Raw genomic sequence first — 11,999 nt, 5'->3', positions numbered from 1 at the left:
CCGCTCGTCAGGAAGCGGTCAACCGCCCCAGCAGTTCGGCGAGCTGGGCCCGTTCGCCGTCACTCAGCGGCGCCAGCACGTCCGCCTCGACCGCCGCCAGCTCCTCGGACAGCTCGGCCAGCAGGGCCCGGCCGGCGGGGGTGACCGAGACGTCGATCCGGCGCCGGTCGCGGGCGGACCGGGTGCAGGCCAGGTAGCCCTGGCCGCTCAGGTCGTCCACCACCTTGACGATGTCGCTGGGGTTGATGTCCAGCCGGGCGGCGAGTTCGCCCTTGGCCAGCGAGCCCGCCGCGACCAGGGCCTCCAGCACGGCCACGTGCCAGAGCCGCAGGCCCCGCCGGGCCACGCTGGCGGCCAGGCTGGCCCGGGCGTTCCGGCCGGCACTGGACATCAGATAGGTCGTCAGGCCGAGCAGCCCGGTCATCCGGACCGCCTCCCGTCCGGCCCGAGGGCAGGTCCCGACCCGGGTCTCCCGGCCAACCGTTCGATTCATAGTTAGGCAAGGCTAACCTAGCCACGGAATCCAGGTCAACACGAACCGATATCCGCCTGACGATCTGTCACTTCGGCCGACTCGGCACCGTCCGGCCGGCCCGAGCGGCCCCGGCGGTCACCAGGTCCGCACCCGGGCTGCCACCGCCCGCGCCACCAGGGCGTGCGCCACCAGCGCGGCCCCGACCCCGGCCACCACCCCGAAGGCGGTGGTCGGGATCAGGTCCCAGCCCGAGGAGCCGGGGTAGGCGTGGTGCCAGCGCTCGATCCGCAGCGCCGCGCCGACCACCGCCCCGGCGGTCACCACGCCGAGCACCGCCAGCCGGGTCGCCGTGCTGTACGCCGGGGCGGGCAGCGGGGCCACCCGCTCGGTGTCGATCAGCCGCAACTCGCGCACCAGGTACCAGCCCAGCCCGGCCAGCGCGACGGCCGAGGAGCCGTACTGCAGCACCGTGAACAGCGGCTGCCCGGCCACCCGCCACTCCGCCAGGAACGGCAGCAGCCGCACGCCCGCCCGGTCGTGGTGGGTGAAGGCGTCCCAGCCCACGTGGGTGGCCGCACCGATCGCGCCCGACAGCAGCAACCAGCCGGTCTGCCGGGGCAGTTCGGCCCGGGGACGCTGCGCGGCGGTCAGCCGGTCGGCCGCCCAGGCCCAGCGCACCGGCAGCAGCGCGACCAGCGGCGCCCGCAGCAGACCGTGCCAGAGCAGCACCAGCAGTGCGGCCAGCAGCACGTCCAGGGTGGGCACGCCCCACCAGGCGTGGGTCTGCTCGCCGAAGCGGTACAGGCCGGGGGCGAGCGAGGCGAGGAAGTACGGCAGGTCGGGCGTGACCGATCCGGCCACCAGCCCGGAGGCGATCAGTCGACCTCGGCCCCGCCCCTGGGACAGCAGAGGCAGGATGGCAGCGGGGTGACTGAAGGTGAACGGCACGGCCATACCGTACCCAACTCGCCTGGTCAGCCCAAGGGGTGCAGCCTGGTCCCGTTCTCCTGGACCGCCTCGACGGTGGCCGCGCTCCGGGCCGGACGCTGAACGGCGAGCGTGCGGCCGGGCACCGCCTGGTCCACCGACCAGTCCGGGCCGCGCAGTTGGAGCCTGGTCACCCGGCGGCTGACCGCCGCCAGCAGGAATTCGGCGCCCTGCGGGGACCGCCACCAGACCCAGGCCACGGTGTCCTGCTCGTACCGGCTGCAGGCCCGGCCGTCGGCCCGGCCGGTCCGGACGGCACCGGCCGGGCCGGGCAGCAGGACGGCGGTGGCGGCGCTGCCCTCGCCGCCCCAGCGGTCGCTGCGCAGGCAGAACCAGCTCACCGGGCCCGCGCCGCCCGGCAGTTGCTGGGTGGCGAAGGCCCACAGGTTGAGCTGTCGCACCCCCGGCGAGGCGTCCGGGACGGTGCAGGCGGCCCTGGCCCAGGCCCGCAGCGCCTCGGGGCTCACCGCCTCCCGGGGCGACCGGGCCGGGCCCTGCTCGGGCGGCGGGGTCCAGCTGAGCCGGGCCGGGCGCAGCCCGCCCACGTCCGCGAGCAGGAAGGCGTGCTTCTCCGCCACCACCGGGGTGGAGCGCAGTTGCAGCAGCACGTCACCCGGACAGCCCGCGCCGCCGCCGACCGGCACCGGGTCGGTCACCCCGTCCTGCCGGGCCAGCGGGTTCGCGGGGGCGTCCGGCCGGTCCAGGCGGCGGGTCTCGGCGGTGTCGATCCACGGGGCGAGCAGGTAGCGCACCGTCCCGCCGGAACGGCGCAGCACCACGGCGGCCGCGCTGGTCACGTCCGAGTCCTCGGCGCCGCCGAGCAGCAGACCACCGCCCGGGCCCTCGGTGTACCGGGCGATCCGCAGCCCGTCGTACAGCACCACCACCGGGACGCCGTCCACGGCACCGGCGAACAGCAGCCGGGGCCGCTGCTCCACCGGGGGACCGGCCACCGTACCCGCCTCGACCTCGGTGGCCGGTCCGGCTCCGGCCCAGGCGGCCAGCGCCCGGTCGAGCAGGGCGGCGTCGGCGCGGCGGTCGCCCCGGGCGGGCCAGGCGGTGAAGTCGACCCGGGCGGTGCTGCGCCAGCGGTCCGGAGCCTCGGTGCGCGGCCCGGGCCGGGGCGCCGCCGCCGTGGGGGCGACCGGGGCGGGCGGCACCGGGCCGGCCGCCAGGGCCGGGGTGAGCAGGGCCGCGATCCCCAGCCCGGCGAGCACCAGGGTGCCCGCCGTGGTCCGGCGCCGGCGCAGCAGGTCGGTCGGCTGGACCCGGACGTGGCAGGCGTCGACGGCGGGCCACAGCCCGGCACCCCGGCCGGTCGCGGCGGCCAGTGCCAGCACCGGCTCGGCGGCCCGGACGGCGGCGGCCGGGTCCGCCACCTCCACGCGGCCGAGCAGCTCGGCGGCCTGACCGGCCGTCAGGCCCTCCACCGTGCGGAGCGCGAACGCCGCCCGGGCGGCCGGGGCCAGCCCGGCCAGCTCCCGGTCCAGGGCCAGTTCCTCCTGGTCGCCGCTCGGTGTGAACAGCCGGAGCCCCCAGACCAGCGGGCCGAACCCGGGCCGTCGGCCCCGCACCGGGGCCAGCGCGGCACGCAGCACCCGGAGCCGGAGCTCCTCGTACGCCTGCCCGCCGCTCCCGTCCCCCGCCGCCCGGGGCCGGGGCAGTCCGGCGGGCAGGGCCCGCTGGACGGTGGCGTGGGCGGCGAGCACCCGGCTGTGCCGCTTCCGGTCCACCGGCAGGATCAGGTACGCCAGGCCGACCAGCCTCGGGTAGTGCCGGACCAGCGCCGCCTCGTGACGGGACGACGTGCCGAGCAGCTGTCGCACCATCAGGACGCCTCCCCGGGACGGTCGCGGCGGGTCGGAGCCGCACATCATCCAACGAGTCGATCATGCGACGGTTACGCCGTCCGATGACGCACGTCGCCGGGGCGGGCCGCGACGGCGGCCCACCCCGGGGCGGCTCAGAAGTTGATCATGTGCCCGGCCAGGCCGTGCACCGCCTCCTTCACCGCCTCGCCCAGCGTCGGGTGGGCGTGCACGTTGCGCGCCAGCTCATGGACCGTCAGGTCCCACTGCTGGGCCAGCGTCAGCTGCGGCAGCAGCTCGGTGACCTCGGGGCCGATCAGGTGGGCGCCGAGCAGTTCGCCGTGCCGGCCGTCGCTGATCACCTTCACGAAGCCGACCGCCTCGCCCAGGCCGTGCGCCTTGCCGTTCGCGGTGAACGGGAACTTCGCCACCTTGACGTCGAAGCCCTGCTCGCGCGCCTGCGCCTCGGTCCAGCCGAAGCTGGCGATCTGCGGCTGGCAGAAGGTGGCGCGCGGGATCATCACGAAGTCCAGCTCCATGGTCTCCGCACCGGCGATGGTCTCGGCCGCCACCACGCCCATCGCCTCGGCCGCGTGAGCCAGCATCAGCTTGGCCGTCACGTCGCCGATCGCGAAGATGTGCGGCACGTTGGTGCGGCCCCTGGCGTCCACCGCGATCGCCCCGCGCTCGGTCAGCGCGACCCCGGTGCGCTCCAGGCCGTAGCCGGTCACCCGGGGCGCGAAGCCGATCGCCTGGAGCACCTTGTCGGCCTCCAGCACCTCCTGCTGCCCGTTCCGCGTGACGGTCACCCTGACCTTGCCCGCCGGGTCGCCGTCGTCGATCCCGTCCACCCGGGTGGAGGTGAGGATCTGGATGCCCAGCCGGCGGTACCGCCTGGCCAGTTCGGCGGAGACCTCGACGTCCTCCAGCGGCACCGGCCGGTCCTGGAACTCGACGACGGTCACCTTGACGCCGAAGTTGTGCAGCACGTACGCGAACTCGACGCCGATCGCACCGGCGCCCGCGATGATGATGCTCTCCGGCAGCGTGTCGCTGAGGATCTGCTCCTCGTACGTCACCACCCGCTCGCTCAGCGAGGTGCCGGGCAGCAGCCGGGTGGTGGCCCCGGCGGCGATCACGCAGTGGTCGAAGGTCACCGTCTCGGTGCCGCCGGCGGTCAGCGCGACCGACAGCGTGTGGTCGTCCAGGAAGGTGCCCCGGCCGTTCAGTTCGGTGATGCCGTTCTTCTTCATCAGGTAGTGCACGCCGGCCGCCCGGCCGTCGGCCACCTTGCGGCTGCGGCGGTACGCGGCGCCGTAGTCGAAGGTCACCGTGCCCTCGACCTTGATCCCGAAGGTCTCGGCCTCGTGCTGGAAGACGTGCGCCAGCTCGGCGTTGCGCAGCAGCGCCTTGGAGGGGATGCAGCCGACGTTCAGGCAGACCCCGCCCCAGTACTTCTCCTCGACGACCGCCACGCTCTGCCCGAGCTGGGCGGCCCGGATCGCCGCGACGTAACCGCCGGGGCCCGCCCCGAGGACGACGAGATCGAAATGCGTGCTCATGTTTCCTTCTCCGTACCGAGTGCCGCTGTGAGGGTGCCGGGCGCGCTCAGTACCCGACAGTGAAACCACGTTCGACGGTGCCAACCCGGTGACCGCCGCTGCGCTTCCCGGTCTCCGGCTCGGAACCGTGGGGGTCAGCCGAGGATCGGCGTGGTCTGCGCGGAGGCGATCCGCCAGCCGTCCGCCTCTTCGGTGAGCACGTACATCAGCCGCCCGGAGGAGGCCGGCAACGCGCCCGCCTGCCCGGCGGCCCGCCCGTCGAAGACCTGCTTGACGCAGGCGACCAGCGCCACGTCGGGCCGCAGGAACCGGATCTCCTCGATCTCGACCCGGGTCAGCACATCGGCCGGCGGCGAGGCCAGGGCGGCCGTCATCGCCTCCCGGAGGGTCTCCCGGCCCTGCACCCGGCGGCCGCCGAAGTTCACGACGCTGGTCTCGGCGGTGTGCAGCGGGATGAAGTGCGCCGGGTCGTTCTGGTGTGTCCCGGCGTCCTCGATCACCTGCCGGACGGCGGCGATCCGGCGCTCGGACCCGTTCTCCTCGGTCATCTCTCCCCCTTGATCCGAAACGTTTCGCCGACTGTACCGAGCGGCTGCCGATCCCTGACCAGGGGCCCCGCTGACCCCGCGTCAGCCGTCGGTGCGGGCCCGCTCGGTGATGTTGCGGGCCATCCCGCCGAAGACCACGGCGTGGAAGGGGGCCACCGACCACCAGTACGCGTGCCCGGCCAGTCCGTGCGGCTGGAACAGCGCGCGCTGGCGGTAGACCGCCCCGCCGTCCGGGGCCGGGTCCACCGAGAGCTCCAGCCAGGCCGGTCCCGGCAGCCGCATCTCGGCCCGCAGGCGCAGCAGCCGGCCGGGTTCGATCTCCTCCACCCGCCAGAAGTCCAGCGAGTCGCCCACCCGCAACCGCCCGGGGTCACGGCGGCCCCGGCGCAAGCCGACCCCGCCGACCAGCCGGTCCAGCCGGCCGCGCAGCGCCCAGGCGAGCGGGAAGGAGTACCAGCCGTTCGCGCCGCCGATGCCCTCGACCACCCGCCAGAGCGCGGCCGGCGAGGCGTCCACCGTCCGCTCCCTGACGTCCTGGTAGAGGCTGCCGCCGGCCCAGTCCGGGTCGGTGGGCAGCGGGTCGCTCGGGGCACCGGGGAGCGAGGCGGAGGACCACCGGGTGGCCACCTCGTCGTCCCTGATCCGGCGCAGCGCCAGCCGGACCGCCCGGTCGAAGCCGATCAGCCCGTCCGGCGGGTCCGGCACGTACCCGGCGATGTCGTGCTCGCCGCAGACCACCTCGTGCCGGAGCGACTCGACCAGCGGCCGGGCCAGCGCACCGGGCACCGGGGTGACCAGGCCGACCCAGTGGCTGGAGAGCCGGGGCGTCAGCACCGGCACCGGCACGATCACCCGGCGGGGCAGCCCGGCCACCCGGGCGTACCGCACCATCATCTGGCGGTACGTCAGCACGTCGGGGCCGCCGAGGTCGAAGGTCCGGTTCACGCCGGCGGGCAGTTCGGCGGCGCCGACCAGGTAGCGCAGCACGTCCCGGACCGCGATCGGCTGGATCCGGGTGCCGACCCAGTTCGGGGTCACCATGGCCGGGAGCCGCTCGGTCAGGTACCGGAGCATCTCGAAGGAGGCCGAGCCCGAGCCGAGGATCACCGCCGCCCGCAGCTCGGCGGTGTCCACCCCGCCGGCCCGCAACAGCTCGCCCACCTCGGCCCGGGACCGCAGGTGCGGCGAGAGCTCCGCGCTCGGCACCCCGGCGGGCACCAACCCGCCCAGGTAGACGATCCGCCGCACCCCCGCCGCCTCGGCGGCGCCGGCGAAGGCCAGCGCGGCCGCCCGGTCGGTCGCCTCGAAATCCGGCCCGGTGCCGAGCGAGTGCACCAGGTAGTAGGCCACCCGGACGCCGTCGAACGCCCCCCGCAGGCTCTCCGGCCGGGTCACGTCACCGGCCACCACCTCGACCTCGGCCCGCCACGGGTGGTCGCGCAGCCGCCCGGGGTCGCGGACCAGACAGCGCACCCGGTACCCGGCGGCGAGCAGCTCGGGCACCAGCCGGCCGCCGAGGTAGCCGGTGGCACCGGTCACCAGGCAGCGCCCGGGTCGGGCGGCGGGCTCGGACATCTCGGATCTCCCCTGCTGCGGACGGTCCGTCGGAACGGCACGCTGCCCCCATGCTCGCCGCGACCCGATCCGGACGCACCTGCACCGATTGTGCAGAGCGATGGAACAGAGGTACGGACCACCACCCGCTGTGCTGGAGTGGCGCCATCACTTCACGGGGGAAGGACAACTCCGCATGTCCGAAAACATCTCACGCCGCAACCTGCTGGGGCTGGGCGCCGCCGTCGGCGGCTCGGCCCTGCTCGGCTCGGTTCTGCCGGGCTCCACGGCGCAGGCGGCCGACCGCTCCGGCGCCCACTGGCCGGACCGCTTCGCGCTGCCGGACGGCTTCCAGCCCGAGGGCATCGCCATCGACTCCCGGGGCCGGGCCTACTTCGGCTCGCTCGCGGACGGCGCGATCCACCGGGTCGAGCTGGCCACCGGCCGGGGCACGGCCTTCAGCGCCGGGCCCGCCGCCGGCACCCCTTCGGTCGGCCTGAAGGTGGACGGCCGGGACCGGCTGTTCGTCGCCGGTGGCGGGGGTGGCGACGCCCGGGTGCTCGACACCAGGACCGGCGCGGTGCTCGCTTCGTACCGGTTCGTCACCGGGGAGGACACCTTCGTCAACGACGTGGTGCTCACCCCCGAGGCGGCCTGGTTCACCGACTCCGCCCGGCCGGTGCTGCACGTCCTGCCGCTCGGCCCGGGCGGGCGGCTGCCCCGGCCGGACCAGGTCGGGCACCTGCCGCTCACCGGCGAGTTCGACCAGGAGCCGGGCTCCTTCGGCGCCAACGGCATCGAGACGACGCCGGACGGCCGCGCCCTGCTGGTCGTCAACATGACCACCGGCAGTCTCCACCGGGTCGACCCGCGCAGCGGGGTGGCCCGGAAGGCGGACCTCGGCGGCGAGAGCCTGACCCGGGGCGACGGCCTGCTCCGGCAGGGCCGCGAGCTCTTCGCGGTGCGCAACCTGTTCAACGAGATCGCGGTGCTGCGGCTCGACCCGGCCGGCCGCAGCGGCCGGGTGACCCGCCGGATCACCGACCCGAGGTTCCGGATCCCGACCACCGTCGCGGCCCACGGCAACCGGCTCTACCTGCCGAACGCCCGCTTCGACACCGAGCCGCTGCCCGGCACCGACTACGACGCGATCGCCGTCCCGCGCGGCTGACACCCGGCGGGTCGGTCCCCACCGGGGGCCGACTCGCCCGTCCTCCGGCGTAACCCGTGGCCCGGGGATCGGTTGTGCTGGTAGTGCGGGCACCGGTTCCCCGCGCCGAGTCGGCACGGAGGTACAGCAGCAGTGAGCAGCGAGCGTGGTCCCAGGAGCGCCCCGATGACCTTCCCGTCCCAGGGCCACGGCAGCGCCGGGCAGCGGGCGGCCGCCCAGATGCTCGGGCTGCGTGACGTGGTGCTCCCGGCGGCGGTGGTGGCGGCGGCGGTCGAGCTGCTGACCGAGCGCCTGGACGACCCCGACCCGGTCACCCGGGAGGCCACCGCCGTGGTGGTGGCCCGCCTGCGCGCGGCGGTCGCCGCCTGACGGTCGGCCAGGTGCACCGGGCGCCGGAGCGGACGGGCCGTCAGCCGCGCCGGACCGAACCGCCGCCGGGCCCGTGCGCAACCCCTACCCGCACCCCAGGGGTCACCGGGCCGACCGGTGAGGGGGCACCTTTGGTTGACCTGATCGTGTGCCACTTGGCATGGTCGACTATCACCACGCGGCAACGACGGCCGGAGCCCACCCCTCGATCACGTCGTCCCGGCCGAGTCCTCACCCCGCAGTCCCCCCACGCCCTGTGAAGGAGCGCCGAGCCATGCCCGGAACCAGCCCGGCCTTCTGCGTCCTGGTCGGCCCCGACTACGCAGGCAAGTCCTCGGCGCTCTCCCGGCTCGGCAGATCCGGGCAGCCCTGGCGGACCCTCTCGGTCGACGACGACCGGCTCGCCCCGGAGCACGCGCTGCTCGCCCGGCTGCGGCGGGACGTGGTCCGCGAGGTGGCCGGACGGTCCGCGGCCTGGTCCCCGGACTTCCTGGTCACCATGCTGCAGACCGCCGCCGTGCACCTGCGCGACCGGCTGGCCGAGGACCCGGCCACGCCGACCGTGGTGGACTCCTACTACTACAAGCTGCTCGCCAAGGCCCGGCTGGCCGGCGCCGCGGACAGCCCGCTGCTCGGCTGGTGGCGGTCCTTCCCGCAGCCCCGCCGGGTGCTCTACCTCGACGTCCGGCCCGAGGTCGCCTGGCGCCGCAGCAAGGCCGGCGCCGGGCTCAACTGCCTGGAGTACTACGGCGACCGGCCCAGCTGGGACGGCTTCCGCCGCTACCAGAGCGACCTCGGCAAGACGATGCACGACGAGATCTCCCACCTCCCGGTCACCGTGGTCGAGCAGCAGGACGACCCGGACCGGACCGCGGAGTCGATACGAAAGGTGCTCGCAGATGAACTCGGCTGAGGCCTGGCAGGACCCGGACCGCCTGCTCCGCTACCGTCAACGCGTCTTCCTGGAGCGGGCCCGGCTGCGCGCCGCGCTCGGCGACGCCGACGGCCACCGCCGCCGGGTGCTGGCCGACCTGCTGGAGTTCAACTCCGGTACCCGGTACGGGAAGCAGCACGGGTTCGACCGGATCCGCACCCTGGACGACTTCCGCAAGGCCGTCCCGGTGCAGGACTACGGCACGCTCGGCCCGTGGATCGAACGGGCCGCCGCCGGCGAGCCGAACCTGCTGACCGCCGACCAGCCCGCCGTCTACTTCACCAGCAGCGGCACCACCGGCGCGCACAAGAAGATCCCGGTCACCCCGCGGTTCATGCGGACCACCTTCTTCCCGTTCTACTACGCCGCCTGGGCCCCGCTGCTCGAACACTTCCCCGACGTGCTGGACCGGCCCGACGCGGTGCTCAACCTGAAGCACGACCCGCTCTCCGCCCCGCCCACCACCGGCGACGGCCGGCCCCATGTCGGCGCCAGCCAGGTCGACTTCGGGGCCAGGTTCGGCGAGCCGCTGTCGGCGGAGCCCGGCACCGGCGCCCCCTGGGCCACCCTGCCGGTGCACGTCGAGCCCGGGGCGCACCTGGAGCGGATGTACCTGCGGCTGCGGCTCGCGGTGGAGAGCGACGTGCGCTGCGTGATCGGGATCAACCCGGCGATGATCGCGGCCCTGCCCCACCAGCTGAACCTGTGGTGGCCCCGGATCGTCCGGGAGGTCGCCGACGGCACCCTCGGCGGCGTGCCGCACCGGACGCCCAACCCGCGCCGGGCCGCCGAGCTGGAGCGGCTGGCCGCCCGGCGCGGCACCGTCCGCCCGGCCGACGTCTGGCCGCACCTGCGGGCGCTGTTCTGCTGGACCACCGGGCTCGCCTCGCTCTACCTGCCCAGGCTGCGCGAGGAGTTCGGCGCCGGGGTGACCGCGCTGCCCGCGCCGGTGGCCGCCTCCGAGGGGCCGACTGGGGTGGCCCTGGACCGGCACGGCAGCGCGGGCAGCCTGGTGGTGACCGCCGCCGTGCACGAGTTCGTCGACGCCGACCAGGACCTCGGACCGGACGTCGCGACCCTCGACCCGCAGGAGCTGGAGGTGGGCCGGGACTACCACGTGGTCTTCAGCCACGTCGGCGGCCTGTACCGCTACTCGGTCGGCGACGTGGTCCGGGTGGTCGACCGGATCGACGGGGTGCCCCGGGTCGAGTACACCGGCCGCAGCACCCGCTCGAACGTGGCCGGCGAGCGCCTCCGGGACGGCCAGGTCACCCGGGCGCTGGCCGGCGCGCTCGACCGCACCGGTCTGGAGCTGCGCAACGTCGCCTGCCGGGTCAGGACCCAGGACCCTTCCCCCGCCTACGAGTTCGCGATCGCACCGCGCACCCCGTGGAGCACCGAGGAGACCGGCAGGTTCGCCACCCTGCTGGACCAGGGCCTGCACGCCGAGTCCGCCGACTACCGCGCCGCCAGGGCCGGCGGGCGGCTGGGCGACCCGACCGTGCTGCGGCTCGACCCGGACGCCTTCCTGCGGGACTGGCAGCACACCGTCGGCACCGGGATCCGGCCGACCCAGGTGAAGGACCGGCTGTTCCGGCAGGACCCCGAGCAATGGCACCGACTCACCGGCCGCCCGGCCACCGAAGGGAAGCCCGCATGACCACCGCACCGCACGCCGCCCGGCCCGACACCACGTCACCGAGCAGCACGGCACCGGAGCGCACGGCACCGGGCATCGCCGCCCTGGACGCGGTGGAGCGCACCTCGCTGCTCACCGCCGCCCTCCGGGCGATCGAGAGCGGGCGCGCCGACCACCTCTACCAGGACCCGTACGCCGCCGCCCTCGCGGGCGAGACCGGCCTCGGGCTGCTGGCCGAGGTCCGGGCCGCCACCTTCCCGGCCGCCGGTGCGCGGACGGTGCCGAGCACGCCCGACTACAACGCGATCCGCACCCGGTTCTTCGACGACTACCTCCAGGCGGCGGCCGCCGACCCGGCGACCACCCAGATCGTGCTGGCACCGGCCGGGATGGACTCCCGGGCCTGGCGCTTCGACTGGCCGTCCCGGGTGCGCTGGTTCGAGCTGGACCGGCCGGCCGTGCTGGCCTACAAGGAGCAGCAGCTCGCCGGGACGGCCCCCCGGGTCGACCACCGTTCACTGGCCGTCGACCTGACCGCGCCCGACTGGGAGGACCGGCTGCTGGCGGCCGGCTACGACCCGTCCGTCCCGTCCACCTGGCTGCTCGAAGGGCTGCTCTACTACCTCCCCGAGGCCGACACCCACCGCATCCTCCGCCGGGTGGCCGCGATCTCCGCGCCCGGCAGCCGGATCGCCGCCGACCTGGTCAACACCGACGCCCTGACCGCACCGCAGATGACCGCGCTGCTCGCGGTGTTCGCGGACTGGGGCTGCCCGTGGCTGTTCGGCAGCGACGAGCCGGAGGCGCTGTTCGGCTCCTTCGGGTACACCGCCGAGGCGGTCCAACCCGGCGAGCCCGGCGCCGACTTCGGCCGCTGGCCCGACCCGGTCCCGCCGCGCGGGGAGCGCGGCGTGCGGCGGGTGTTCTTCGTCCACGGGAGGCGGAACTGACA

The 11,999-nt window shown here is 75.2% G+C and carries 11 protein-coding genes; 5 read left to right on the top strand and 6 right to left on the bottom strand.

All coding sequences use genetic code 11. The features are described from left to right. Positions 1-7 precede the first annotated feature (7 nt). From OHV05_RS31435 to OHV05_RS31410, 6 genes are all read right to left on the bottom strand, one after another. A complete protein-coding gene (locus tag OHV05_RS31435) occupies positions 8-424 on the bottom strand; it encodes a MarR family winged helix-turn-helix transcriptional regulator (RefSeq protein ID WP_405020698.1) in 417 nt (138 codons plus the stop codon). Between the two features lie 186 nt (positions 425-610). Beyond that, positions 611-1,423 (bottom strand): DUF4184 family protein, encoded by an 813-nt coding sequence (locus tag OHV05_RS31430; protein WP_405020697.1) that lies wholly within the window; start codon positions 1,421-1,423, stop codon positions 611-613. 26 nt (positions 1,424-1,449) lie between these two features. Further along, positions 1,450-3,291, bottom strand: coding sequence for a hypothetical protein (locus OHV05_RS31425; RefSeq protein ID WP_405020696.1), 1,842 nt, complete (start codon positions 3,289-3,291; stop codon positions 1,450-1,452). Between the two features lie 134 nt (positions 3,292-3,425). Further along, entirely contained in the window at positions 3,426-4,832 is a 1,407-nt protein-coding gene (gene lpdA, locus OHV05_RS31420; RefSeq protein ID WP_405020695.1) for a dihydrolipoyl dehydrogenase, read from the bottom strand. A gap of 134 nt (positions 4,833-4,966) precedes the next feature. Further along, complete coding sequence (locus OHV05_RS31415; RefSeq protein ID WP_405020694.1) at positions 4,967-5,380, bottom strand: SgcJ/EcaC family oxidoreductase; 414 nt, start codon at positions 5,378-5,380, stop codon at positions 4,967-4,969. 81 nt (positions 5,381-5,461) lie between these two features. Beyond that, positions 5,462-6,955: an SDR family oxidoreductase gene (locus tag OHV05_RS31410; protein WP_405020693.1), complete on the bottom strand. Its 1,494-nt coding sequence runs from the start codon at positions 6,953-6,955 to the stop codon at positions 5,462-5,464. Positions 6,956-7,130: 175 nt separating this feature from the next. Here OHV05_RS31410 and OHV05_RS31405 point away from each other — a divergent pair, with 175 nt between their 5' ends. From OHV05_RS31405 to OHV05_RS31385, 5 genes are all read left to right on the top strand, one after another. Continuing rightward, positions 7,131-8,105, top strand: a complete 975-nt coding sequence (locus tag OHV05_RS31405) for an SMP-30/gluconolactonase/LRE family protein (protein ID WP_405020692.1) — start codon at positions 7,131-7,133, stop codon at positions 8,103-8,105. A 165-nt stretch (positions 8,106-8,270) separates the two neighbouring features. After that, entirely contained in the window at positions 8,271-8,474 is a 204-nt protein-coding gene (locus tag OHV05_RS31400; protein WP_403030959.1) for a hypothetical protein, read from the top strand. A 274-nt stretch (positions 8,475-8,748) separates the two neighbouring features. Continuing rightward, positions 8,749-9,387, top strand: coding sequence for a hypothetical protein (locus OHV05_RS31395; RefSeq protein ID WP_405020691.1), 639 nt, complete (start codon positions 8,749-8,751; stop codon positions 9,385-9,387). Further along, positions 9,374-11,068, top strand: coding sequence for a GH3 auxin-responsive promoter family protein (locus tag OHV05_RS31390; protein WP_405020690.1), 1,695 nt, complete (start codon positions 9,374-9,376; stop codon positions 11,066-11,068). The genes OHV05_RS31395 and OHV05_RS31390 overlap by 14 nt, the downstream gene beginning before the upstream one ends. Further along, positions 11,065-11,997 (top strand): class I SAM-dependent methyltransferase, encoded by a 933-nt coding sequence (locus OHV05_RS31385; protein WP_405020689.1) that lies wholly within the window; start codon positions 11,065-11,067, stop codon positions 11,995-11,997. Before OHV05_RS31390 ends, OHV05_RS31385 begins: the two co-directional genes overlap by 4 nt. Positions 11,998-11,999: the final 2 nt, after the last annotated feature.

The organism is Kitasatospora sp. NBC_00070 (assembly GCF_045041205.1).
Taxonomy (GTDB): domain Bacteria; phylum Actinomycetota; class Actinomycetes; order Streptomycetales; family Streptomycetaceae; genus Kitasatospora.
The sequence above is the reverse complement of the archived record's forward strand: the minus strand, read 5'-3'. Positions and strand labels throughout refer to the sequence as shown.